Source organism: Streptomyces sp. Tue6028 (assembly GCF_002300165.1).
Classification (GTDB): Bacteria; Actinomycetota; Actinomycetes; order Streptomycetales; family Streptomycetaceae; genus Streptomyces; species Streptomyces siamensis.
Map to the genome: position 1 here is coordinate 71,753 of NZ_MLCE01000023.1, position 22,588 is coordinate 94,340.

Sequence of the window (22,588 nt, forward strand, 5' to 3'; positions counted from 1 at the left end):
GAGAGGCCGAAGGCCAATTCATGACCATGACTGATCCGATCGCAGACATGCTTACGCGTCTGCGTAACGCGAACTCGGCATACCACGACTCCGTGTCGATGCCGCACAGCAAGATCAAGTCGCACATCGCGGAGATCCTCCAGCAGGAGGGCTTCATCACGGGCTGGAAGGTCGAGGACGCCGAGGTCGGCAAGAACCTCGTCCTCGAGCTGAAGTTCGGCCCGAACCGTGAGCGCTCCATCGCGGGCATCAAGCGGATCTCCAAGCCCGGTCTCCGGGTTTACGCGAAGTCCACCAACCTGCCGAAGGTGCTCGGCGGCCTCGGCGTGGCGATCATCTCCACGTCTCACGGGCTCCTCACCGACAAGCAGGCCGGCAAGAAGGGCGTAGGCGGAGAAGTTCTCGCCTACGTCTGGTAGCGGAAGGGAACGGAGGAAACAGCTATGTCGCGTATTGGCAAGCTCCCCATCACGGTTCCCGCCGGCGTGGACGTCACCATCGACGGCCGTACGGTCCAGGTGAAGGGCCCCAAGGGCAACCTCACCCACACCGTCGCGTCGCCGATCGAGATCGCTAAGGGTGAGGACGGCGTCCTGAACGTCACCCGCCCGAACGACGAGCGTCAGAACAAGGCCCTCCACGGCCTGTCCCGCACGCTGGTGGCGAACATGATCACCGGCGTGACCCAGGGTTACGTGAAGAAGCTCGAGATCAGCGGTGTCGGTTACCGCGTTGTCGCCAAGGGCTCCAACCTGGAGTTCTCGCTCGGCTACAGCCACCCGATCACCGTCGAGGCCCCCGAGGGCATCACCTTCAAGGTGGAGGCCCCCACCCGTTTCTCGGTCGAGGGCATCGACAAGCAGAAGGTCGGCGAGGTTGCGGCCAACATCCGCAAGCTGCGCAAGCCCGACCCGTACAAGGCCAAGGGCGTCAAGTACGAAGGCGAAGTCATCCGCCGCAAGGTCGGAAAGGCGGGTAAGTAAGCCATGGCATACGGTGTCAAGATTGCTAAGGGCGACGCTTACAAGCGTGCTGCCATCAAGCGTCGTCACATCCGGATCCGTAAGCACATCTCGGGTACGGCTGAGCGTCCGCGCCTGGTCGTGACGCGCTCCAACCGTCACATCGTGGCCCAGGTCATCGACGACGTGCAGGGTCACACCCTCGCGTCGGCGTCGACCCTGGACACCACGATCCGCGGTGGCGAGGGCGACAAGTCCGCGCAGGCCAAGTCGGTCGGCGCCCTGGTCGCCGAGCGCGCCAAGGCCGCCGGTGTCGAGACTGTCGTATTCGACCGTGGTGGAAACCAGTACGCCGGGCGCATCGCCGCCCTGGCGGACGCCGCCCGCGAAGCCGGACTCAAGTTCTGAGTCGGTTCCGTAGCTAGCGGAAACAGAGAGAGGTAATTCCAATGGCTGGACCCCAGCGCCGCGGTGGCGGTGCCGGTGGCGGCGAGCGGCGGGACCGGAAGGGCCGTGACGGCGGCGCAGCTGCTGCCGAGAAGACCGCGTACGTTGAGCGCGTTGTCGCGATCAACCGCGTCGCCAAGGTTGTGAAGGGTGGTCGTCGCTTCAGCTTCACCGCGCTGGTCGTGGTGGGCGACGGTGACGGCACCGTGGGTGTCGGTTACGGCAAGGCCAAGGAGGTGCCGGCCGCCATCGCCAAGGGTGTTGAGGAGGCCAAGAAGCACTTCTTCAAGGTCCCCCGTATCCAGGGCACCATCCCGCACCCGATCACGGGTGAGAAGGCGGCGGGCGTCGTCCTGCTCAAGCCTGCTTCCCCCGGTACCGGCGTTATCGCCGGTGGCCCGGTGCGTGCAGTGCTCGAGTGCGCCGGCGTTCACGACATCCTGTCGAAGTCGCTCGGTTCTTCCAACGCGATCAACATCGTGCACGCGACCGTGGAGGCCCTCAAGGGCCTGCAGCGTCCCGAGGAGATCGCGGCTCGCCGTGGTCTGCCCCTCGAGGACGTCGCCCCCGCGGCTCTTCTCCGTGCGCGTGCCGGGGCTGGTGCGTAATGGCGCAGCTCAAGATCACGCAGGTGAAGTCGTACATCGGCAGCAAGCAGAACCACCGTGACACCCTGCGCTCCCTTGGTCTCAAGGGCATCAACACGCAGGTCGTCAAGGAGGACCGCCCCGAGTTCCGCGGCATGGTGCACACCGTCCGCCACCTCGTGACGGTCGAGGAGGTCGACTGATCATGGCGGAGAACAACCCGCTCAAGATCCACAACCTCCGTCCCGCCCCCGGCGCCAAGACCGCCAAGACCCGTGTGGGTCGTGGTGAGGCGTCGAAGGGTAAGACGGCCGGTCGTGGTACCAAGGGCACGAAGGCCCGCTACCAGGTTCCGGAGCGCTTCGAGGGTGGCCAGATGCCCCTCCACATGCGTCTCCCGAAGCTGAAGGGCTTCAAGAACCCGTTCAGGACCGAGTTCCAGGTCGTGAACCTCGACAAGCTGGCCGCGCTGTACCCGGAGGGTGGCGAGGTCACCGTCGAGGGTCTCGTCGCCAAGGGTGCCGTTCGCAAGAACAGCCTCGTCAAGGTCCTCGGCCAGGGCGAGATCTCCGTGGCGCTGCAGGTGACGGTCGACGCCGTCTCCGGCTCCGCCAAGGAGAAGATCACCGCCGCCGGCGGTACCGTCACCGAGCTCGTCTGAATCCATCAGGCGTCTCGATGACTTGAGCGATCCCGACCGGGGATGCCCCACAAATGGGGCATCCCCGGTTGGTCGTTCCAAGGGGGGCAGTGTCGCCGGTAAGGTGGCCTGCACTGTTGATTTTCGTCCGGCGTGGCCCTTGGGGAACTCCGGACGGTCTTTGACTGTTGGTTAGCTGTCAGTAATCCGTCGAACCTCAAGACCGTCACCTCTGACGCAGTAGCGCGGGGGTCGCAGGAGGCACCGTGCTCACCGCGTTCGCCCGGGCGTTCAGGACGCCCGACCTGCGCAAGAAGCTGCTCTTCACGCTCGGCATCATCGTGGTCTACCGCGTCGGTACCCACATCCCGATCCCGGGCGTCGACTACAAGAACGTCCAGACCTGTATCGACGTGGCCAAGGGCAACCAGGGTCTGTTCGGCCTGGTCAACATGTTCAGTGGTGGCGCGCTGCTGCAGATCACGATCTTCGCGCTCGGCATCATGCCGTACATCACGGCGAGCATCATTCTGCAGCTGCTGACGGTGGTGATCCCGCGCCTCGAAGCCCTCAAGAAGGAGGGCCAGGCCGGCACCGCGAAGATCACGCAGTACACCCGTTACCTGACGGTGGCCCTCGCCATCCTCCAGGGCACCGGCCTGGTCGCGACCGCGCGCAGCGGCGCCCTGTTCAGTGGCTGCCCGGTGGCCAACCAGATCGTGCCGGACCAGTCGATCTTCACGACCATCACCATGGTCGTCACCATGACCGCCGGTACGGCCGTCGTCATGTGGCTCGGTGAGCTCGTCACCGACCGCGGTATCGGCAACGGCATGTCGATCCTGATGTTCATCTCGATCGCCGCGACGTTCCCGTCCGCGCTGTGGGCCATCAAGGAGCAGGGCTCGCTGGCCGACGGCTGGATCGAGTTCGGCACCGTGATCCTCGTCGGTCTCGTCATGGTCGGCCTGGTCGTCTTCGTCGAGCAGGCTCAGCGCCGCATTCCGGTCCAGTACGCGAAGCGCATGATCGGCCGCCGTTCCTACGGTGGTACGTCCACCTACATCCCGTTGAAGGTGAATCAGGCGGGTGTGATTCCTGTCATCTTCGCCTCGTCGCTGCTCTATATTCCGGCACTGGTCGCGCAGTTCTCGAAGGGCGATTCCGGCTGGAAGACCTGGGTTACCCAGAATCTGACCAAGGGCGACCATCCGATTTACATCAGTATGTACTTCCTTCTGATCGTTTTCTTCGCGTTCTTCTACGTGGCGATCTCGTTCAACCCCGAGGAAGTCGCGGACAACATGAAGAAGTATGGTGGCTTCATCCCGGGTATCCGGGCTGGCCGACCGACCGCTGAGTACCTCAGCTACGTGCTCAACCGGATCACCTGGCCGGGTTCGCTGTATCTGGGTCTGATCGCTCTCGTACCGACGATGGCGTTGGTTGGCTTCGGGGCAAGCCAGAACTTCCCGTTCGGTGGCACCAGCATCCTGATCATCGTGGGTGTCGGTCTCGAGACGGTGAAGCAGATCGAGAGCCAGCTTCAGCAGCGCAATTACGAAGGGTTCCTCCGCTGATGCGAATCGTCCTCGTCGGGCCGCCCGGTGCCGGCAAGGGAACGCAGGCTGCGTTCCTCGCCAAGAACCTGTCGATCCCGCACATCTCCACGGGCGACCTGTTCCGCGCCAACATCAGCAGGCAGACGGAACTGGGCAAACTGGCGAAGTCCTACATGGACAAGGGCGAGCTGGTACCCGACGAGGTCACCATCGCGATGGCCAAGGACCGCATGGAGCAGCCCGACGCGGAGAACGGCTTCCTCCTGGACGGCTTCCCGCGCAACGTCTCGCAGGCCGAGGCGCTGGACGAGATGCTGCAGTCCGAGGGCATGAAGCTGGACGCGGTTCTGGACCTGGAGGTCCCCGAGGACGAGGTGGTCAAGCGCATCGCCGGCCGCCGCATCTGCCGCAACGACTCGGCGCACGTCTTCCACGTCACGTACAAGCAGCCGAAGAAGGAAGGCGTCTGCGACGTCTGCGGCGGCGAGCTGTACCAGCGGGACGACGACTCCGAGGAGACCGTCCGCAAGCGCCTCGAGGTCTACCACACGCAGACCGAGCCGATCATCGACTACTACAAGGCCCAGGGCCTGGTCGTCACGATCTCCGCGCTCGGCAAGGTGGAGGAGGTCACGGGTCGCGCGATGGAGGCCCTGGCCCGCGAGGCCGCGTAGTCCCGCGGGACGCGGGAACGCACAGCCGGCACGTCACTTCGGCCGCGGCATCCTGAGAGGGTGTCGCGGCCGAGGTGTGGGAGCTGTCCCCGCGTCGACGGGAGTCCCGCGTCGGGGGAACGCCCCCGAGCCCGCAGGCGGCGGAATCCCGCGTCGGCGGAGACACTCCCGCGCCGGCGGACGGTCCCGCCCCTCCGGCGCCGGCCGCGCCGCAACCCCCCGTATCGTTGAAGCTGAAGCGTCCGTACTCTCCGGTCAGAAAGGCCGCAGCCGCCATGGTGCAGATCAAGACCCCCGAGCAGATCGCCAAGATGCGCGAGGCGGGGCTGGTCGTCGCCGCCATTCATGCGGCCACCCGTGAGGCGGCCGTGCCCGGCGCCACCACCAAGGACCTCGACGAAGTGGCCCGCAAGGTGCTCGCCGAGTACGGGGCGAAGTCGAACTTCCTCGGGTACGGCGGCTTCCCGGCGACGATCTGCACCTCGGCCAACGAGGTCGTCGTCCACGGCATCCCGGACGAGAAGACCGTCCTGAAGGACGGCGACATCATCTCCATCGACGCCGGCGCGATCGTGGACGGCTGGCACGGCGACGCCGCGTTCACGGCGTTCGTCGGCAGCGGTCACGCCCCGGAGCTGGTCGAGCTCTCCCGGGTGACCGAGGAGTCGATGTGGGCGGGCATCGCGGCGATGAAGCAGGGCAACCGCCTCGTGGACGTCTCCCGCGCCATCGAGACGTACATCCGCCGTCAGCCCAAGCCCGGCGGCGGCCGCTACGGGATCATCGAGGACTACGGCGGCCACGGCATCGGCACCGAGATGCACATGGACCCGCACCTGCTGAACTACGTCGAGCGCAGGCGCGGAAAGGGTCCCAAGCTGATCCCCGGTCTCTGTCTCGCCATCGAGCCGATGGTGTCGCTCGGCACGCCGAAGACCGAGGTCCTCGAGGACGAATGGACCGTCATCACGACGGACGGCACCTGGTCCTCGCACTGGGAGCACTCCGTCGCGCTGACGGAGCAGGGTCCGCTGGTCCTCACCGCCCCGGACGGGGGCAAGGCCAAGCTGGCCGAGTACGGCATCACCGCCGCCCCGGACCCGCTCGCCTGATCGGCGCGCGACCTGTTCCGACGGCGCACGGCCCTGCCGGCCGCGCCGTCGCTTTCACCCGCTGGCTTAAAGATCTCCCCAGCTGGGCATTCTTTCTCGATTCGTCTTTCCGAGACCACTGACGTAGACTGACTCGTCGGCTCCCGTGCACCCGCATGCCTGCATGCACCCGCGGGGAGCCGATCAAGGTAGTCGATTCGAAGGGCGAAGCGTGGCCAAGAAGCAAGGTGCCATCGAGATCGAGGGCACTGTCGTCGAGTCTCTTCCGAACGCCATGTTCAAGGTCGAGCTCCAGAACGGCCACCAGGTCCTGGCACACATCAGCGGCAAGATGCGTATGCACTACATCCGCATCCTCCCTGACGACCGGGTCGTGGTGGAGCTGTCTCCGTACGACCTGACGCGTGGCCGGATCGTCTACCGGTACAAGTAGATCTTGCCTTTACTCCGTGTTCCCGTTCCGGGGCGCGGGGGGTGGCACTGACCCGGAGAACCTCACCCAATGAAGGTCAAGCCGAGCGTCAAGAAGATCTGCGACAAGTGCAGGGTGATCCGCCGTCACGGCCGGGTCATGGTCATCTGCGACAACCCGCGCCACAAGCAGCGCCAGGGCTGACGCACGACCGCACCTTCTGCACCCGCAGATCTCGCGCGACGCATAGCAGTACATGTTCATACGCAGAACCCGGACCCGAACGTTCAGATCGCAGATCAGTCCACTTCGGTTCCGACACCCCCGGGCGGAGGCCGGGGACCCAGTTCGTACCTGGTACGGCGGCTGGGAGCCGGTTCTGCGGAAGACCTCCGAACGACAACTGGAGCCATTGAATGGCACGCGTTTCCGGTGTTGACATCCCGCGCGACAAGCGTGTGGAGGTCGCCCTCACCTACGTGTTCGGCATCGGCCGGACCCTTTCCCAGCAGACGCTGGCCGAGACCGGCGTGAACCCGAACACCCGCGTTCGTGACCTCTCCGAGGAGGAGCTGGTCAAGATCCGCGAGTACGTGGACGCCAATCTGAAGACCGAGGGTGACCTCCGTCGTGAGATTCAGGCCGACATCCGCCGCAAGGTCGAGATCGGCTGCTACCAGGGTCTGCGCCACCGCCGTGGCCTGCCCGTCCACGGTCAGCGCACCAGCACGAACGCTCGTACCCGCAAGGGCCCGCGTCGCGCCATCGCCGGTAAGAAGAAGCCGGGCAAGAAGTAGTCCTCAGCGGACGCTCATCAGCGGTCTTCGCTGTAGGACCGACCACCTCCCGTAGGAGTAATAGATGCCCCCCAAGGGTCGTCAGGGCGCTGCCAAGAAGGTGCGCCGCAAGGAAAAGAAGAACGTCGCTCACGGCCACGCGCACATCAAGAGCACGTTCAACAACACGATCGTCTCGATCACGGACCCCTCGGGCAACGTGATCTCCTGGGCCTCCGCCGGCCACGTCGGCTTCAAGGGCTCGCGCAAGTCCACCCCCTTCGCCGCGCAGATGGCCGCCGAGTCGGCCGCCCGCCGCGCGCAGGAGCACGGCATGCGCAAGGTCGACGTCTTCGTGAAGGGCCCGGGCTCCGGTCGCGAGACCGCGATCCGCTCCCTCCAGGCCACGGGCCTCGAGGTCGGCTCCATCCAGGACGTCACCCCCACCCCGCACAACGGCTGCCGTCCGCCCAAGCGCCGCCGCGTCTGAGGCTCGGTTGTCTTGAGGTTTCGGGCGGTACGGCTCTTCGGAGCGGTACCGCCCGTACCCTTGCAATACCCGCACTGTGAAACGTGCGGTTCCGTCGGGCGTCAAATAGCGGGCGTCCACGAAAGAAGGATCTGATCCACACATGCTGATCGCTCAGCGTCCCTCGTTGACCGAAGAGGTCGTCGACGAGTTCCGCTCCCGGTTCGTGATCGAGCCGCTGGAGCCGGGCTTCGGTTACACCCTCGGCAACTCCCTGCGTCGTACGCTCCTCTCCTCGATCCCGGGTGCGGCGGTCACGTCCATCCGCATCGACGGCGTTCTGCACGAGTTCACCACCGTGCCGGGCGTCAAGGAGGACGTCACCGACCTGATCCTCAACATCAAGCAGCTGGTCGTCTCCTCGGAGCACGACGAGCCCGTCGTGATGTACCTGCGCAAGCAGGGCCCGGGTCTCGTCACCGCCGCCGACATCGCGCCCCCGGCCGGCGTCGAGGTGCACAACCCCGACCTGGTCCTCGCCACGCTCAACGGCAAGGGCAAGCTGGAGATGGAGCTGACCGTCGAGCGCGGTCGCGGCTACGTCTCCGCCGTGCAGAACAAGCAGGTGGGCCAGGAGATCGGCCGGATCCCGGTCGACTCCATCTACAGCCCCGTGCTGAAGGTCACGTACAAGGTCGAGGCGACCCGTGTCGAGCAGCGCACCGACTTCGACAAGCTGATCGTCGACGTCGAGACCAAGCAGGCCATGCGTCCCCGTGACGCCATGGCGTCGGCCGGTAAGACCCTGGTCGAGCTGTTCGGTCTGGCCCGCGAGCTCAACATCGACGCCGAGGGCATCGACATGGGCCCGTCCCCCACGGACGCCGCCCTTGCCGCCGACCTCGCGCTGCCGATCGAGGAGCTGGAGCTCACGGTCCGCTCGTACAACTGCCTCAAGCGTGAGGGCATCCACTCCGTGGGTGAGCTCGTCGCCCGCTCCGAGGCCGACCTCCTGGACATCCGCAACTTCGGTGCGAAGTCCATCGACGAGGTCAAGGCGAAGCTGGCCGGCATGGGCCTGGCCCTGAAGGACAGCCCGCCCGGATTCGACCCGACCGCCGCCGCCGACGCCTTCGGCGCCGACGACGACGCGGACGCGGGCTTCGTGGAGACCGAGCAGTACTGAGCTCGGGACCACCGGTCCGCACCCGGGCGCGGGTGCGCTGTGGCTGATCGCGCAGTTCCCCGCGCCCCTTCCAGGCCCCTTCGGGAGCCTGGATCTTCGACAGGCGACCGCCTGCTCGGATACTGACCTCGGTACCTGATACGGCCGGGGCAGACACACAGGAGAAGAACAATGCCGAAGCCCACCAAGGGTGCCCGTCTGGGCGGCAGCGCCGCGCACGAGAAGCTGCTCCTCGCGAACCTCGCGAAGTCGCTCTTCGAGCACGGCCGCATCACCACCACCGAGGCGAAGGCCCGCCGCCTGCGCCCGTACGCCGAGCGTCTGGTCACCAAGGCGAAGAAGGGTGACCTTCACAACCGCCGCCAGGTGCTCGCGGTGATCACGGACAAGAGCGTCGTGCACACGCTCTTCACCGAGATCGGCCCGCGCTACGAGAACCGCCCGGGTGGTTACACCCGTATCACCAAGATCGGTAACCGCCGTGGCGACAACGCGCCCATGGCTGTCATCGAGCTGGTGGAGGCCCTGACCGTGGCCCAGCAGGCCACCGGTGAGGCCGAGGCGGCCACCAAGCGTGCCGCCAAGGACGCCGAGGTCAAGGCCGAGGCTCCGGCCGAGGTCGTCGAGGACGCCAAGCCGGCCGAGGAGGCCGCCGAGGAGTCCAAGGACGCCTGAGGCATCGCCTTGCGTTGAGCGGGTCCGCCCCTGCGGGGCGGGCCCGCTTTCGCGTTCCCCGGCAGGGGACCGAGCCTTGAGAGGATCTGTTTGTGAGTGATGAGGCGGCGCCCGGTTTCGTGCGGGTGCGGATGGATCTGTCGTACGACGGCACCGAGTTCTCCGGCTGGGCCAAGCAGGCCGGGGGTCGCAGGACCGTGCAGGCGGAGATCGAGGACGCCCTGCGGACGGTGACCCGGTCGAAGGACACCACGTACGAGCTGACCGTGGCCGGGCGCACGGACGCGGGGGTGCACGCCCGCGGCCAGGTGGCCCACGTCGATCTGCCCGAGGCGCTGTGGGCCGAGCACCAGGAGAAGCTGCTGAAGCGGCTGGCCGGACGGCTGCCCAAGGACGTGCGCATCTGGCGGCTGGCCGAGGCGCCCGCCGGGTTCAACGCCCGCTTCTCCGCGATCTGGCGGCGCTACGCCTACCGGGTCACCGACAACCCCGGCGGTGTGGACCCGCTGCTGCGCAATCATGTCCTGTGGCACGACTGGCCGTTGGACGTCGACGCCATGAACGAGGCGGCCGGGCGGCTCCTCGGCGAGCACGACTTCGCCGCCTACTGCAAGAAGCGCGAGGGCGCGACGACGATCCGCACGCTCCAGGAACTGAGCATGGTCCGCGGTCACGACGGGATCATCACGGCCACCGTCCGCGCCGATGCCTTCTGCCACAACATGGTGCGATCGCTGATCGGGGCGCTGCTGTTCGTGGGGGACGGGCACCGGGGTGCCGACTGGCCCGGCAAGGTGCTCGCCGCGGGCGTACGGGACTCGGCCGTGCATGTCGTACGGCCGCACGGGCTGACGCTCGAAGAAGTGGGGTACCCCGCCGACGCGTTGCTGGCCGCGCGGAACAAGGAGGCCCGGAACAAGCGGACGCTGCCCGGGGCCCCGGAGTGCGAAGCCTGCTGACCGCCTGCGCCGTCACGCGGAGTGCTCCCTGCGGGTGACGGTCCCGCGGCACCGGCGGGACGGAGTACGGGCGGATCCCAAGCGGACGTGAGGGCACGGTGGTTGGCCGATGTGACGGGCCGTCGCTCCCGTCGGCCGCAGCGAGCTCGACTTGTCATATGAGCGGCACTTTGGGGCGTTTCGGGTAAGCGTTCCATTATTTCGGGTCAACTGCGGGCGTGTTCGATCGCGTCGCCCCGGAGCTCCGGGGGGCTCGTCCTACATTTCCCGGCACATCGCCTCGATCCGTACGGGGCGGGCGGTCCGGGAGACCCGTATGAGTTCAGTGGAGGCCGCCCGTGTGGTGCGGCCGGGCGAGCGAGGCCGGCAGACCCTCAGGGATCGGCCGGGCGCACCGGCGGCCTCCGGCCTGCTGCCGGTCCCGCCGTCGGACACCGAGAAGTACGCCTACGCCGGGCGTCGCCTGTGGGTCCTGACCGGCACCTCGCTGATCAGCGTCTGCTGCCTGGTGGTGAGCCAGTACCGACTGGCGTCCTCCACACCGTTGTTGTGGTTGTTCGCCCCGTTCCTGGCGTTCACTCTGCTCTACTACCTGATCTCGCTGCGGGTGAACCTGTTCAGCCGCGACTTCGACCTCGGACGGCACCGAAGACTCGTGGGCGACTGGCGCCCCGACACCCCTCCCACGGTCGACGTCTTCCTGCCGGTGTGCGGCGAGCCCATCGAGGTGCTGCACAACACCTGGACCCACGTGCGCGCGCTCGCCGACCACTACCCGGGCGTCTGCGAACCGTTCGTCCTCGACGACTCGGCCAGTCCCGAACTGCGCGCGATGGCTGCCGACTTCGGCTTCCGCTACGCCACCCGCAGCAACCGCGGCTGGTTCAAGAAGGCCGGCAACCTGCACTTCGGCTTCGAACGCACCGACGGCACGTACATCCTCGTTCTCGACGCCGACTTCGCCCCCCGCGCCGACCTGCTCGACGAGCTGCTCCCGTACCTGGCGGCGGACGAACGGCTCGCCATCGTCCAGTCCCCGCAGTATTTCCGCGTCCTCGACGCGCAGAACTGGATCGAGCGCGGGGCGGGGGCCGTCCAGGAGCTGTTCTACCGAGCCGTCCAGGTCTCCCGGCAGAGCCGGGACGGGGCGATCTGCGTCGGCAGCTGCGCCGTCTACCGACGCGCCGCGCTGGAGGAGAACGGCGGCACCACCCTCATCGAGCACTCGGAGGACGTGCACACCGGCTTCGACCTGCGGCGGCTGGGCTGGGACCTGCGCTATGTGCCGGTCGCGCTGTCGGCGGGCGTCTGCCCCGACGACCCCGAGGCCTTCCTCAACCAGCAGTACCGCTGGTGCGCCGGCTCGATGAGCCTGCTCGGCAGCGCCAAGTTCTGGCAGGCCAGGCTGCGGACCGTCAGCCGGCTCTGCTACCTGTCGGGCTTCCTCTACTACATCCACACGGCCCTGTTCACCTTCGTGGCGCCCGTCGTGCCGATCCTGCTGCTGCTGGCGTTCCCGGACAAGCCCGTCGTCGCGAACCTCTGGCTGGTCCTGCCCGGCGTCCTCTACACCACGGTCGTGTTCCCGCTCTGGCACCGCGTTCCCTACCGCCTGGAGGCCTGGGCGGTCCGCATGATGTACGGCTGGGCGCACGCCTTCGCGATCTGGGACATCCTGCGCGGCCGGCGCATGGGCTGGCAGGCGACCGGCTCCGCCGCGGCGAAGCGGAGCGGGACCGGACGGCGCCGGGCCGGTGTCCGGCTGTGGGGCGGCGGCACCGCGCTGCTCTGGGTCGGTGCCGCCGCGTGGCGCACGCTCACGCTCGATCCCGCCGACTTCGCCCTCCTCTTGTCCTCCGGACTCTTCTACGCGCTGATCGTCGGAAGGGTCCTGCTGCCGCCCCGTGCGATGGGAGCCACCTGATGCGCGTCTCGCGCGCCACCGCCGCCCTGCTCGTGCCGCTCGCCGCCCTCGTCCTCGCGGTGACCGCCTGCGCCCCGGGCTCCACTGCCCACCGTGCCGGGGCCGCGGCCCCCGAGGGGCTGCCCTACGACGTACGCCCGCTGCTCCAGCCCGCGAAGAAGTACCTCGGGGTGTCCCGGCCCAAGGCACCGACCTCCATGGATCCGGTGCACGACTGGACCCGGACGGTCGGCAAGCAGCCGAACCTCATCGCGTACTACGCCGCCTGGAACGACGGGTTCGACGCGACCGGCGTGCGCAACGCCTGGAACTCCGGGGCGCTCACCGTCGTGTCCTGGGAGCCGCGGGACATCTCCCTCACCCAGGTCGCCGACGGGGCATCCGACGACTACCTCCAGGAGTACGCCAAGGCGGTCCGCACCCTGAACATCCCGGTCGCGATCAGCTTCGCGGACGAGATGAACGGCGACTGGGAGGAGTGGGGGACCACCGAGACCACGCCCCGGGAGTACGTCAGGGCCTGGCGGCACCTCCACGACGTCTTCGAGGACGTCGGCGCCACCAACGTGATCTGGACCTGGTCGCCGAACATCGTCGAACCGGGCACCCACAAGGACCTGCGGCCCTACTACCCGGGCGACAACTACGTCGACTGGGTCGGCCTGGTCGGATACTTCACCGACTGGGACCCGCACTCCTTCGACGGCCTGTTCGGATCGACGCTGGCGGAGATCGACCGGTTCAGCCAGAAGCCGCGGCTCCTGCTGGAGACCGGCGCCATGCCCGGGCCGCACCGCAAGGAGCACGTACGGGCCCTCTTCGACGGCGTCAGCGCCTCCCGCGACATCATCGGGTTCGCCTGGTTCGACCACAAGGCGCGCGCCGACTGGCGGCTCGCCACGGACCCGGAGGGCGTCGCCGAGTTCCGGCGCCTCGCCGCGGACGACCTCTACGGCTTCGACGTGCGGAAGGTGAGATGACGTCGACGGAGCGCGGACCGCGTGTCGTCTCCCCGGTCCCGGCCCAGCCCGGCGAGCAACAGCCGTCGGGCTACCACCTCCCGAAGGTGCCGGAGGCGGCCTGGAGCATGGCGGGCAGCGCACGGCGCACCTGGGTCGGCCGGGCGGTCCTGCTGTGCGTCCTGGCGTTCCAGGCGGCGTTGTCGCTGCGACTGGAGAACACGGCGTTCCAGGACGAGGCCCTCTACCTGACGGCCGGTCACGCCGAACTGCGGCACCTGCTGCACGGCACCCCGCTGCCGATGGACTACGCCGCCTACTTCTCCGGCTCGCCGCAGCTGTACCCGGTGCCGGCCGCGATCGTGGACGGGTGGTTCGGACTGCCCGGCGCGCGGACGCTGAGCCTGCTCCTCATGCTGGGCACCACCGGGCTGCTGCACTCCTTCACCCGCCGGCTGTTCAACGAACGGGCCGCGCTGGCCGCCGCCGCGCTGTTCGCGGTGCTCCAGTCGACCGTCGTCATGGGGTACTTCGCCACCTACGACGCGCCCGCGCTGTTCCTTCTCGCGCTGGCCACCTGGATCGTGGTGCGCACCGACCGGGCGCCCACCCACGCCGTGCTGCTCGCCGCGCCCGTCGCGGCGCTCGCGGTCGGCGTGAAGTACGCGGCCGGCCTGTACCTGCCGACTCTTCTCGGTCTGGCGCTGCTCACCGCACAGCCGCACCGGGGCCGCAAGGCGCTCGCGCGGCCGCTGCTCCTGCTGCTCGGCACCGGTGCCCTGCTCGCGGCCGGCGCGTACGGCGGCGACGTGCTGGCCGGCGTCGGACACACCACCACCGCCCGCGCGCACGGCACGGACGGCGCCGTGTATCTGCTGCGGCGGTCGGTCGAGTGGGGCGGCCTGCTGTTCCTCACCGCCGTCGGCGGCGCGATCGCGTACGCCCGGCAAGGCCGCATGCACGAGTCGCCTCTTGCCCGGCGCCTCGGCGGCCCGAGCCGTCGACGGCGGGCGATGCTGGGTCTGCTGCTGTGCGCCACGGCGTTGCTCGCCCCCGCCTACCAGATGCATCTGGGGACCGTGGTGTCGCTGTTCAAGCACATCGGCTTCGGTCTGCTCTTCGCGGCTCCGATGGCCGGCGTCGGCCTCACCCGGCTGATGGGCGCGCATGTGCGGCACCCGCATCTCGGCATCGCACTGTGGACGGCGACGCTGTGCCTGGGCATCTCGCAGGCGGACTGGCGCTTCGGCAACTGGCCCGACTCGTCCCTGATGATCCGGACCATCTCCGCCGACGTGAACGGCACGGGCCACTACCTCAGTTCGACGCCGGAGGTGCCCGCCTACTACCTGCGCGACAGAACCACGCAGCGGCAGTGGCAGAGCGTGTTCGGCATGGAGTACACGGACCGCAACCACACCCGGCACACCGGCGACGACGCCTACCGGGCGGCGCTGCGCGACGGCGAGTTCGACCTGATCGTGCTCGACGGATTCACGAACCCGAGGGTGGACGCCGTCGTCACGGACGCGGTACGCGGGAATCCGCACTACCGGCTGCTCGCCCACGTGCCCTTCCACGGCGGGGACGACACCGCCGCGTACCGCCCCTCGCGCACCGCGCCGTCCGGCGAGGGCCGGGGGCACTACCGGATCTGGGTGAAGCGATGACCTCCCCGAGCGCCGCACTCGCCGGCGTGCCCCGCGGCGCCGCGGCCGGCACCGCCGGCGCCGCCCGCGGCGCCGTGCGCGGGGGTCGGCGGGTTCCCCTGCTGGTGTCCGGGCCGCCCACCGTGCTCGCGCTGGCCGTCGTCCTGCCCGGCATCGGACACCGCCAGTTGTGGCGCGACGAGCACGCGACCTGGTGGGCGTCGACGCTCAGCTACCCCGACCTCGGCCGGCTGACCGGGCACATCGACGTCGTCCTCACACCGTTCTACGTCGTCATGCACCTGTGGACCGCTCTCGCCGGCACCTCGCCCGCCGCCCTGCGGCTGCCCGGGGCACTGGCCATGGCCGCGTCCGCCGGACTGCTCGCGCTGCTCGGACGGCAGTTGTCCGACGCGCGTACGGGGCTGGTGGCGGGCCTGCTGTTCGCCGTGCTGCCGACGGTGACGCGGTACGGGCAGGAAGCGCGTCCCTACGCCTTCGCGGTGCTCTTCGCCCTGCTCGCCACCCTGGTCCTGCTGCGCGCTCTCGACCGGCCGAGCCTCGGGCGCTGGACGCTCTACGCCCTGGCGGTCGCCCTGACCGGCTTCAGCCACCTGGTCGCGCTGAGCGTGCTGCCCGCCCACGCCGTCGCGGTCGTACGGGCCCGGCGCGCCGGTGATCCGGTCGCGCACTGGGCGTTCGGGTGCGCGACGGTGCTCGGGACGTCAGCGGTGGTCCCGATGGCGACCGAGGGAGCCGGCCAGGTCGGCCAGATCGCCTGGAACAATCCGGTCCTGAGCGATCTGGCCGAGTACCCGGTGGAACTCCTCGGCTCCTGGCCCGCCGCCGTCGCGGTGCTGGGCCTCGGCGCCGTGGGGCTGCTGACCGCCGGCCGCCGGGCAGCCGTGCCCGGCGTGTGGGCGCTGCTGCCGCCCGTCCTGACCTTCGCCACCTCCGACCAGCTGCATCTCTTCCTGCCCCGGTACCTGCTGTTCACCGTCCCGGCCTGGCTGCTGCTCGCGGCGGCCGGTGCCGTCCGGTGCGCGGACCTGGTGACCGGCGCGGCACGGACGGGCCGCCGGGGGCGGGTGACGGGCGCGCTGCTGCTGACCGGGGCCGTCGCCGGGTTCGTCGTCCAGGTGTGGCCGGCGGTGCTGGCGGCACGTCAGGACCTGCCGGGCGAGCCGGACTTCGCGGGCGCCGGGCGCGTGGTGCGGGCCGCCCAGCGCCCGGGAGACGGCATCCTCTACAGCGGGGTGTTCGGGGAGCGCAAGGCCATGGCGTACGAGCTGCGCGGGGGCACCCGTCCCGACGACGTCCTGGCGCGGCGGACGGCCCGGCAGACCGGCTCGTACGCGGCCGTCGAGTGCTCCGTGCCCGCCGACTGCCTGTCGGGCCGCCGGCGGCTGTGGCTGGTGTCGACCGGGCCGGGCGCCACCCGCACTCCCCTGCGGGCGAGCACGGCCGCGGTGCTGGACGAGCGGTACAGGGTGGTGCGCACCGAGCGGCTGCACCATGTCACGGTGCAGCTGCTGGAGCGCCGTCGCTGACGCGGCTGCGGCCCGTTGCACCGCTCGCCGTGCCGCCTGTCGGCCTGCTGTGGGAGACGGGCGCGGGGCGTGCCGGGCGCCGCGCGGACGTCGGGCGGGCTCTCGGCCGCCGCCCGGGGTACCGCGCCGACGCCGTGCGGGCTCTCGGTCAGCGCCCGGTGTGCCGCTCGCGCGCGGGGCCGGCGTGCCTCACTCGTTGGCCGCGGCGGAGGCCTGGGCCTCGCCGCGACGGCGGATCTGCCGGAAGGCGAACTCGCCGAGGTCGTCGCCGGTCGTGAAGACCTTGGTGTCCTTGGCCGTCACGTTCTTGCCGTCGGTGAACCCGGCGAGCGTGAAGTAGACGTAGCGGCCGTAGACGTTGGTGGTCGAGCGGCAGACGGCGGAGTCGCAGAAGGGCTTGACGCCGTTTCCGGACAGCGAGGCGACGATGCTCTTCTTGTCCGCCTCGCGCCGGGCCTTGGTCGCCTCCGCCTCGGTGTCGAACACGGCTACGCCGACCGTCACCGCGACGCCGTCCTTGACGTAGGTGACGCGCAGCATGCGGGTGCAGTCGTTCTTGGTGAGGACCGTGGGGAGCGTGGCCTTCGCGGCCGAGGCGCACTTCTTGGTGTCGGCCGTCGGACCCTTGCGGTAGACGCGGTCGCCCATCGTGAGCTGCGTACCCGGGAAGAGGATGTCCGGGCTGAGCGGGGCCGTGTCCTTCTTCGCGCTGGATATGAAGTCCTTCGGGTCCAGCGGCGGCGGGGCCGAGGTCGGCTCGAAGGACGGGGCGGGCGCGGTACTGGAGTTGGGGATGTCCGCGGTGGCCGGCAGGTTGGAAGGCTGGTTGGAGGCCTGGTTGTTGCCGTTCGCGGAGACCACGGCCACGGCGACGGCCGCGCCGACCGCGACGGTCGCGAGCGCTCCACCGGCGATGAACAGCAGCCTGCGGCGCTTGTTCCGCGTTTCCGACGCCTCGGCGAGTGCCGCCCAGTCAGGAGTCCCGCCCGCGTTCTGACCGCTCCACTGAGGCTGCTGAGAACCCGGCTTCCAGGGATCCCACGGGGCCTGTCCCTGCCCACCCTGCCCATAACTCATGCGCCGCATCTTAGACGTGCGTCGGGGGGTGCCGTTCCGCGTCAGGGCGCACTTGAGCCCCTAGCGTGACCTGCATGAACACGGGCAAAAGTGACATCTGCGGGTGGTTGGTGCGGCCCGCGACCTGGCATATGTGGACAGTGCTGGCGTTCGCGCTGTGCGTCCCCGTCGTAAATGTCGCGCGGGCGAGCTCGGACGGCGGGATGGACAACGCGATCGTCGTGCGGGCGGCCCGGAGTTGGCTGCACGGCGGCTCGCCCTACGCCGACCCGCACTTCCTCTATCTGCCCGGCGCCGTCGTCGCCGCGGCGCCGCAGGCACTCCTGCCGCAGGTCGCGCTGCGTGTGCTGGTCCCGCTGGCGGTGACCTGTCTGCTGGTGGCGGGCTGGGTCTGCGCGCTGCGCATCCACGGGACGTCGCCGCGCAGCCGCTTCGCCGCGCTCGGCCTCACCGCGCTCGCGCTGGGCTTCGCACCCTTCGGTCACCTGGTGGCGCTCGGCAACTGGACCGTGACGGCGGCGGCTGCCCTTCCGCTGGGGCTGCTGTGCGCGGTGCGGGGGCGCTGGGTGGCGGCCGGGGTGGTGATCGGGAGCGCGATCGCCCTGAAGCCGCTCCTCGCGCCGGTCGCGCTCCTCTTCCTCTTCGCCCGGCAGTGGCGGGGGCTGGCCGCCCTCGTGGCACTGCCGGGCGCGGTCTCCGGCGCGGCGGCCCTGCTGATGCCCGATCCCGCGGGTTTCGTCACGCGGACGCTGCCCTTCCTGCTGCGGGGGCACGACGCGTTCGTACGTCTGTACGAGGCGTCGCCGGCGGCGGTGCTGCCGCGGGCCGGGGTGCCCCGGCCGGTGGCCGTCGCGCTGGCCGCGGCGGCGGCGCTCGCCGGGTGCTGGTGCGCCCGCCGGCGCTGGCGGCGCGACGATCCCGGGCCACTGCGGCTCGTCGAGACCGCGACCCTGCTGATGCTCTCCGCGTTCCTGGTGTCCCGCCCGTCGTACGACCACTACCTGCTGGTCGTGCTGCCGCTGCTGCTCGCGGGGCTGCCGCTGCCCGGCTCGGCGGCCCGCGGCCCCTGGTTCTGGATGGCCCTGGTGCCGCAGGTGCCCGGTCTTGCCTGGCCCTGGCTGGAGCCCGTGACGCGGCGGGCCTTCCGGGACTGCCTTACCCTTTGTGTACTGGCTGCCGCCGTGGCGACGGCCCGGCGTCCCGCGCCGGGCGTGCCTCCACCGGTGCCGCGGCCGGGGGCGAACCTGCCCACGCGCGTTTTGACCCGTCCGGGCCGTCGCGGGTAGGCTTGCAGTTCGTTATGTGTATTGGCTTTCTCATTCTCACGTGAGGGGCCCTTACACCGGTCCACCGGGGCCGATGACCAGCGACCAGCGCGCGGTATGCGTCACCGCAGTGCGGTCAGGGCTGTCGTGATCGTCCGTGGTGGCCATGTCAGGACCCACTCACTGAAGAAGCGAAGGCTACGACCGTGCGTACGTACAGCCCCAAGCCCGGCGACATCACTCGCCAGTGGTACGTCATCGACGCCCAGGATGTCGTCCTGGGCCGTCTGGCGACCACTGCCGCGAACATCCTGCGGGGCAAGCACAAGCCGATCTACGCCCCCCACGTCGACGCTGGTGACTTCGTCATCATCATCAACGCGGACAAGGTGCACCTCTCCGGCAACAAGAAGACCCAGAAGCTGGCGTACCGCCACTCCGGTTACCCGGGTGGTCTGCGCTCCGTCCGTTACGACGAGCTGCTGGCGAAGAACCCCGAGAAGGCCGTCGAGAAGGCCATCAAGGGCATGGTTCCCAAGAACTCCCTGGGCCGTCAGGTGCTCTCGAAGCTGAAGGTCTACGCGGGCGAGAACCACCCGCACGCTGCGCAGCAGCCGGTCCCGTTCGAGATCACCCAGGTCGCGCAGTAGTTCCGGCCACCCCCTAAGACGAAAAAGAATCTGAGGAGAATCGTGGCCGAGACCACCGTTGAGCAGCCGGTCGAAGAGACTGAGCTCGTCGACATCGAGAACTACACCACCGAGTCCGAGGTCCCCGTCGAGGGCGAGTACACCTCGGAGTCCCTGGCCTCCCGCTTCGGCGACCCGCAGCCGGCCGCCGGCCTGGGCCGTCGCAAGAACGCCATCGCCCGCGTCCGGATCGTCCCGGGCACCGGCAAGTGGAAGATCAACGGCCGCACCCTTGAGGACTACTTCCCCAACAAGGTGCACCAGCAGGAAGTCAACGAGCCCTTCAAGGTGCTCGAGCTCGAGGGCCGTTACGACGTCATCGCCCGCATCTCCGGCGGCGGCGTCTCCGGCCAGGCCGGCGCCCTGCGCCTCGGTGTCGCCCGTGCGCTGAACGAGGCCGACGTCGACAACAACCGCGGCGCCCTGAAGAAGGCCGGCTTCCTCAAGCGCGACGACCGTGCGGTCGAGCGCAAGAAGGCCGGTCTCAAGAAGGCCCGCAAGGCCCCGCAGTACAGCAAGCGCTAATCTTCGCTGCCTGCTCGTACTCGTAGTACGTCCGAACGCCCCGGCGGCACGCCACAGTGCCGCCGGGGCGTTCGTTTATCACTAGCCTTGGGCGTATAACGGCACAAGGCGCTCAAAGGCTCATGTGATCGGATGACTTCCGAATTCTGAAGCTTCCTCAGGAGGACAAGTGGGACGACTCTTCGGCACGGACGGCGTGCGCGGTGTCGCCAACGCGGATCTGACGGCCGAGCTTGCGCTCGGGCTCTCCGTGGCGGCGGCGCACGTACTGGCCGAGGCGGGCACCTTTGAGGGCCACCGGCCGGTGGCGGTGGTCGGGCGGGACCCGCGCGCGTCCGGGGAGTTCCTGGAGGCCGCCGTGGTCGCGGGCCTGGCCAGCGCCGGCGTGGACGTCCTGCGCGTAGGAGTGCTGCCCACCCCCGCGGTGGCGTACCTCACCGGAGCGCTCGGCGCCGACCTCGGCGTCATGCTCTCCGCCAGCCACAACGCCATGCCCGACAACGGGATCAAGTTCTTCGCCCGCGGCGGCCACAAGCTCGCCGACGAGCTTGAGGACAAGATCGAGGCCGTCTACGAGGAGCACCGCACCGGCGCCCCCTGGGACCGGCCCACCGGTGCCGGCGTCGGCCGGGTGAACTCCTACGACCAGGGCTTCGACCAGTACGTCGCCCACCTCATCGGCGTCCTCCCGAACCGTCTCGACGGCCTGAAGGTCGTCCTCGACGAGGCCCACGGCGCCGCCGCCCGGGTGTCGCCCGAGGCCTTCGCCCGCGCGGGCGCCGAGATCGTCACCATCGGCGCGGAGCCGGACGGCCTGAACATCAACGACGGCTGCGGCTCCACCCACCTGGGCAAGCTCCAGGCCGCCGTCGTCGAGCACGGCGCCGACCTCGGCATCGCGCACGACGGCGACGCCGACCGCTGCCTCGCCGTGGACCACACCGGCGCCGAGATCGACGGCGACCAGATCCTCGCCGTCCTCGCGCTGGCGATGCGCGAGCGGTCCGCGCTGCGCTCGGACACCGTCGTCGCCACGGTCATGTCCAACCTGGGCTTCAAGCTCGCCATGGAGCGCGAGGGCCTCACCCTCCTGCAGACCGCGGTCGGCGACCGCTACGTCCTGGAGGAGATGAAGCGGCACGGATACGCCCTCGGCGGCGAGCAGTCCGGGCACGTCATCGTCCTCGACCACGCCACCACCGGCGACGGCACGCTGACCGGCCTGCTCCTCGCGGCCCGGGTCGCCCAGACGGGCCGTACGCTCCAGGACCTCGCCTCCGTCATGGAGCGGCTGCCGCAGGTGCTCATCAACGTGCCCGACGTCGACAAGTCGCGGGTGAAGACCTCGGCCGAGCTGTCCGCCGCGGTCGCCGACGCCGAACGCGAACTCGGCTCCACCGGACGGGTGCTGCTGCGCCCCTCCGGCACCGAGCCGCTGGTGCGGGTCATGGTCGAGGCCGCCGACATCGACCACGCCCGGTCGGTGGCCGGCCGGCTCGCCGACGCGGTGAAGTCGGCGCTCGGCTAGGAAGCCGCCACCGGGGACTCGCTGCCCTCGCGCTGCCTCGCCCAGAACCACTTCTGGGCGAGCAGGGTGAGGGCACCGGCCAGGACGATGCCCAGCAGGTTCAGCAGGAGCTGCTTGGCCGACCCCCAGGTCTGGCCCATGTCCCCGTAGCTCAGGGCCACGGCGGCGTTCGCGGCGGCCGGCACCGTGGTCACGGAGATCGCGACGCCGACCAGGGCCCCGGATTTCGCGGACGTCAGAGACAGCATGCCGGCGGCGCCCGCGAGCACGGCGACGACGAACGAGAACCAGTCGGGCGCGTAGATGAAGCCCGTGTTGGGCCGGTCCGCCTCCAGCTGTGCCTCGCTGAACAGGCCCACCGCGTCCATGAACAGGCTGAACAGCACCGTCGCCGCCATGGCTATCGCGAAGCCGGCGAGCAGCGCCGTCAGCGACCGCAGGGCGAGCCGCGCGTGCCGCTGTACGAGTGCCGTGCAGAAGCCGGCCAGCGGCCCGAACTCCGGGCCCACCGCCATCGCGCCCACGATCAGGACCGCGTTGTCGAGGACCACACCGCAGGCCGCGATCATCGTGGCGATCGTGATGAAGGCGACGTATGTCACCGACAACGTCGACTCCTCGTGCGTGGCGTCCTGGAGGTGCTCCCACAGCACCGCGTCCGCGCCCTCGCCGGGTGCCTCCTCCTCCGCCTTGTCGGCGCGCCTCGACAGCGACAGGTCGATGTCCTCGACCGCGATCGAGCCGGTGCTGTCGAGTCCCAGCCCCCGCAGGCCGCCGATGAGCGCGTCGCCCGCCTCGCGCGCGACGTCGCACATCACCACGTCGCCCGCCGGGTTGCGGGCGGCGCCCGGCAGCACCACGACATGGGCGGTGCCGACCGTTCCCTCGATCAGGCGCACCACGTCGTCGGTCCGGTCGGCGGGAGTGATCAGACGCAGATGCAGCATGGCCGCAGCGTAGT

26 protein-coding genes are annotated in these 22,588 nt (G+C 69.4%); 24 read left to right on the plus strand and 2 right to left on the minus strand.

From position 1 onward, the window contains the following. The first annotated feature begins 20 nt into the window (after positions 1-20). From rpsH to BKI49_RS22400, 20 genes are all read left to right on the plus strand, one after another. Complete coding sequence (gene rpsH, locus BKI49_RS22305; protein WP_014674378.1) at positions 21-419, plus strand: 30S ribosomal protein S8; 399 nt, start codon at positions 21-23, stop codon at positions 417-419. Positions 420-443: 24 nt separating this feature from the next. Then, entirely contained in the window at positions 444-983 is a 540-nt protein-coding gene (gene rplF / locus BKI49_RS22310; protein ID WP_095936048.1) for a 50S ribosomal protein L6, read from the plus strand. Between the two features lie 3 nt (positions 984-986). Continuing rightward, on the plus strand, positions 987-1,370 hold the full coding sequence (gene rplR / locus BKI49_RS22315) for a 50S ribosomal protein L18 (RefSeq protein ID WP_095936049.1): 384 nt from the start codon (positions 987-989) through the stop codon (positions 1,368-1,370). Positions 1,371-1,411: 41 nt separating this feature from the next. Next, complete coding sequence (gene rpsE / locus BKI49_RS22320; protein ID WP_046704422.1) at positions 1,412-2,017, plus strand: 30S ribosomal protein S5; 606 nt, start codon at positions 1,412-1,414, stop codon at positions 2,015-2,017. Next, on the plus strand, positions 2,017-2,199 hold the full coding sequence (rpmD, locus tag BKI49_RS22325; protein ID WP_003974250.1) for a 50S ribosomal protein L30: 183 nt from the start codon (positions 2,017-2,019) through the stop codon (positions 2,197-2,199). Before rpsE ends, rpmD begins: the two co-directional genes overlap by 1 nt. Positions 2,200-2,201: 2 nt before the next feature. Further along, positions 2,202-2,657: a 50S ribosomal protein L15 gene (rplO, locus tag BKI49_RS22330; RefSeq protein ID WP_028805749.1), complete on the plus strand. Its 456-nt coding sequence runs from the start codon at positions 2,202-2,204 to the stop codon at positions 2,655-2,657. A 245-nt stretch (positions 2,658-2,902) separates the two neighbouring features. After that, positions 2,903-4,216: a preprotein translocase subunit SecY gene (secY, locus tag BKI49_RS22335; RefSeq protein WP_095936050.1), complete on the plus strand. Its 1,314-nt coding sequence runs from the start codon at positions 2,903-2,905 to the stop codon at positions 4,214-4,216. Beyond that, positions 4,216-4,872 carry an adenylate kinase gene (locus tag BKI49_RS22340; RefSeq protein WP_028805753.1) on the plus strand — a complete coding sequence of 219 codons (657 nt, stop codon included), beginning with the start codon at positions 4,216-4,218 and terminating at the stop codon, positions 4,870-4,872. Before secY ends, BKI49_RS22340 begins: the two co-directional genes overlap by 1 nt. A 275-nt stretch (positions 4,873-5,147) precedes the next feature. After that, complete coding sequence (gene map, locus BKI49_RS22345; protein WP_095936051.1) at positions 5,148-5,984, plus strand: type I methionyl aminopeptidase; 837 nt, start codon at positions 5,148-5,150, stop codon at positions 5,982-5,984. Between the two features lie 211 nt (positions 5,985-6,195). Continuing rightward, entirely contained in the window at positions 6,196-6,417 is a 222-nt protein-coding gene (gene infA, locus BKI49_RS22350) for a translation initiation factor IF-1 (RefSeq protein ID WP_003948620.1), read from the plus strand. A gap of 69 nt (positions 6,418-6,486) precedes the next feature. Next, a complete protein-coding gene (gene rpmJ, locus BKI49_RS22355) occupies positions 6,487-6,600 on the plus strand; it encodes a 50S ribosomal protein L36 (RefSeq protein ID WP_003974245.1) in 114 nt (37 codons plus the stop codon). Positions 6,601-6,812: 212 nt separating this feature from the next. Then, positions 6,813-7,193: a 30S ribosomal protein S13 gene (gene rpsM / locus BKI49_RS22360; RefSeq protein ID WP_028805755.1), complete on the plus strand. Its 381-nt coding sequence runs from the start codon at positions 6,813-6,815 to the stop codon at positions 7,191-7,193. A 64-nt stretch (positions 7,194-7,257) separates the two neighbouring features. Further along, positions 7,258-7,662: a 30S ribosomal protein S11 gene (gene rpsK / locus BKI49_RS22365; protein ID WP_003956432.1), complete on the plus strand. Its 405-nt coding sequence runs from the start codon at positions 7,258-7,260 to the stop codon at positions 7,660-7,662. A 142-nt stretch (positions 7,663-7,804) separates the two neighbouring features. After that, positions 7,805-8,827, plus strand: coding sequence for a DNA-directed RNA polymerase subunit alpha (locus BKI49_RS22370; protein WP_003966937.1), 1,023 nt, complete (start codon positions 7,805-7,807; stop codon positions 8,825-8,827). A gap of 171 nt (positions 8,828-8,998) precedes the next feature. Beyond that, complete coding sequence (gene rplQ, locus BKI49_RS22375) at positions 8,999-9,502, plus strand: 50S ribosomal protein L17 (RefSeq protein ID WP_095936052.1); 504 nt, start codon at positions 8,999-9,001, stop codon at positions 9,500-9,502. Between the two features lie 92 nt (positions 9,503-9,594). Continuing rightward, positions 9,595-10,461, plus strand: coding sequence for a tRNA pseudouridine(38-40) synthase TruA (gene truA / locus BKI49_RS22380; RefSeq protein ID WP_095936053.1), 867 nt, complete (start codon positions 9,595-9,597; stop codon positions 10,459-10,461). A 316-nt stretch (positions 10,462-10,777) separates the two neighbouring features. After that, the gene (locus tag BKI49_RS22385) at positions 10,778-12,385 is read left to right on the plus strand and encodes a glycosyltransferase family 2 protein (RefSeq protein WP_179332535.1); all 1,608 of its coding nucleotides are present in this window, start codon (positions 10,778-10,780) and stop codon (positions 12,383-12,385) included. After that, on the plus strand, positions 12,385-13,365 hold the full coding sequence (locus BKI49_RS22390; RefSeq protein ID WP_095936054.1) for a glycoside hydrolase family 26 protein: 981 nt from the start codon (positions 12,385-12,387) through the stop codon (positions 13,363-13,365). Before BKI49_RS22385 ends, BKI49_RS22390 begins: the two co-directional genes overlap by 1 nt. Further along, positions 13,362-15,014 (plus strand): glycosyltransferase family 39 protein, encoded by a 1,653-nt coding sequence (locus tag BKI49_RS22395; protein WP_095936055.1) that lies wholly within the window; start codon positions 13,362-13,364, stop codon positions 15,012-15,014. The genes BKI49_RS22390 and BKI49_RS22395 overlap by 4 nt, the downstream gene beginning before the upstream one ends. Beyond that, complete coding sequence (locus tag BKI49_RS22400) at positions 15,011-16,543, plus strand: glycosyltransferase family 39 protein (protein WP_095936056.1); 1,533 nt, start codon at positions 15,011-15,013, stop codon at positions 16,541-16,543. The genes BKI49_RS22395 and BKI49_RS22400 overlap by 4 nt, the downstream gene beginning before the upstream one ends. Before the next feature lie 189 nt (positions 16,544-16,732). On the opposite strand, the gene BKI49_RS22405 is transcribed toward BKI49_RS22400, so the two are convergent. Continuing rightward, positions 16,733-17,620: a hypothetical protein gene (locus tag BKI49_RS22405; protein WP_095936300.1), complete on the minus strand. Its 888-nt coding sequence runs from the start codon at positions 17,618-17,620 to the stop codon at positions 16,733-16,735. Between the two features lie 74 nt (positions 17,621-17,694). Between BKI49_RS22405 and BKI49_RS22410 the strand changes: the two genes are divergently transcribed. The 4 genes from BKI49_RS22410 (at position 17,695) to glmM (ending at position 21,627) form a co-directional block, all read left to right on the plus strand. Beyond that, positions 17,695-18,906, plus strand: a complete 1,212-nt coding sequence (locus tag BKI49_RS22410; protein WP_095936299.1) for a glycosyltransferase family 87 protein — start codon at positions 17,695-17,697, stop codon at positions 18,904-18,906. Positions 18,907-19,091: 185 nt separating this feature from the next. Next, the gene (gene rplM, locus BKI49_RS22415) at positions 19,092-19,535 is read left to right on the plus strand and encodes a 50S ribosomal protein L13 (RefSeq protein ID WP_095936057.1); all 444 of its coding nucleotides are present in this window, start codon (positions 19,092-19,094) and stop codon (positions 19,533-19,535) included. A gap of 42 nt (positions 19,536-19,577) precedes the next feature. Then, positions 19,578-20,099 (plus strand): 30S ribosomal protein S9, encoded by a 522-nt coding sequence (gene rpsI, locus BKI49_RS22420; RefSeq protein ID WP_095936058.1) that lies wholly within the window; start codon positions 19,578-19,580, stop codon positions 20,097-20,099. Positions 20,100-20,268: 169 nt separating this feature from the next. Then, positions 20,269-21,627 (plus strand): phosphoglucosamine mutase, encoded by a 1,359-nt coding sequence (gene glmM, locus BKI49_RS22425; protein WP_095936059.1) that lies wholly within the window; start codon positions 20,269-20,271, stop codon positions 21,625-21,627. On the opposite strand, the gene BKI49_RS22430 is transcribed toward glmM, so the two are convergent. Then, positions 21,624-22,574: a DUF389 domain-containing protein gene (locus BKI49_RS22430; RefSeq protein ID WP_095936060.1), complete on the minus strand. Its 951-nt coding sequence runs from the start codon at positions 22,572-22,574 to the stop codon at positions 21,624-21,626. The genes glmM and BKI49_RS22430 overlap by 4 nt on opposite strands. Positions 22,575-22,588: the final 14 nt, after the last annotated feature.

What these genes read in the sequence shown, in the direction of transcription:
- BKI49_RS22405 (WP_095936300.1), bottom strand. Translation starts at nt 17,620, where the DNA reads ATGAGTTATGGGCAGGGTGGGCAGGGACAGGCCCCGTGGGATCCCTGG.
- BKI49_RS22430 (WP_095936060.1), bottom strand. Translation starts at nt 22,574, where the DNA reads ATGCTGCATCTGCGTCTGATCACTCCCGCCGACCGGACCGACGACGTG.
- rpsE (WP_046704422.1), top strand. Translation starts at nt 1,412, where the DNA reads ATGGCTGGACCCCAGCGCCGCGGTGGCGGTGCCGGTGGCGGCGAGCGG.
- rplO (WP_028805749.1), top strand. Translation starts at nt 2,202, where the DNA reads ATGGCGGAGAACAACCCGCTCAAGATCCACAACCTCCGTCCCGCCCCC.
- BKI49_RS22390 (WP_095936054.1), top strand. Translation starts at nt 12,385, where the DNA reads ATGCGCGTCTCGCGCGCCACCGCCGCCCTGCTCGTGCCGCTCGCCGCC.
- BKI49_RS22370 (WP_003966937.1), top strand. Translation starts at nt 7,805, where the DNA reads ATGCTGATCGCTCAGCGTCCCTCGTTGACCGAAGAGGTCGTCGACGAG.
- rpsH (WP_014674378.1), top strand. Translation starts at nt 21, where the DNA reads ATGACCATGACTGATCCGATCGCAGACATGCTTACGCGTCTGCGTAAC.
- rpmJ (WP_003974245.1), top strand. Translation starts at nt 6,487, where the DNA reads ATGAAGGTCAAGCCGAGCGTCAAGAAGATCTGCGACAAGTGCAGGGTG.
- BKI49_RS22385 (WP_179332535.1), top strand. Translation starts at nt 10,778, where the DNA reads ATGAGTTCAGTGGAGGCCGCCCGTGTGGTGCGGCCGGGCGAGCGAGGC.
- map (WP_095936051.1), top strand. Translation starts at nt 5,148, where the DNA reads ATGGTGCAGATCAAGACCCCCGAGCAGATCGCCAAGATGCGCGAGGCG.
- BKI49_RS22340 (WP_028805753.1), top strand. Translation starts at nt 4,216, where the DNA reads ATGCGAATCGTCCTCGTCGGGCCGCCCGGTGCCGGCAAGGGAACGCAG.
- BKI49_RS22410 (WP_095936299.1), top strand. Translation starts at nt 17,695, where the DNA reads ATGAACACGGGCAAAAGTGACATCTGCGGGTGGTTGGTGCGGCCCGCG.
- rplF (WP_095936048.1), top strand. Translation starts at nt 444, where the DNA reads ATGTCGCGTATTGGCAAGCTCCCCATCACGGTTCCCGCCGGCGTGGAC.
- rpmD (WP_003974250.1), top strand. Translation starts at nt 2,017, where the DNA reads ATGGCGCAGCTCAAGATCACGCAGGTGAAGTCGTACATCGGCAGCAAG.
- rplR (WP_095936049.1), top strand. Translation starts at nt 987, where the DNA reads ATGGCATACGGTGTCAAGATTGCTAAGGGCGACGCTTACAAGCGTGCT.
- rpsM (WP_028805755.1), top strand. Translation starts at nt 6,813, where the DNA reads ATGGCACGCGTTTCCGGTGTTGACATCCCGCGCGACAAGCGTGTGGAG.
- rplQ (WP_095936052.1), top strand. Translation starts at nt 8,999, where the DNA reads ATGCCGAAGCCCACCAAGGGTGCCCGTCTGGGCGGCAGCGCCGCGCAC.
- BKI49_RS22395 (WP_095936055.1), top strand. Translation starts at nt 13,362, where the DNA reads ATGACGTCGACGGAGCGCGGACCGCGTGTCGTCTCCCCGGTCCCGGCC.
- BKI49_RS22400 (WP_095936056.1), top strand. Translation starts at nt 15,011, where the DNA reads ATGACCTCCCCGAGCGCCGCACTCGCCGGCGTGCCCCGCGGCGCCGCG.
- rpsK (WP_003956432.1), top strand. Translation starts at nt 7,258, where the DNA reads ATGCCCCCCAAGGGTCGTCAGGGCGCTGCCAAGAAGGTGCGCCGCAAG.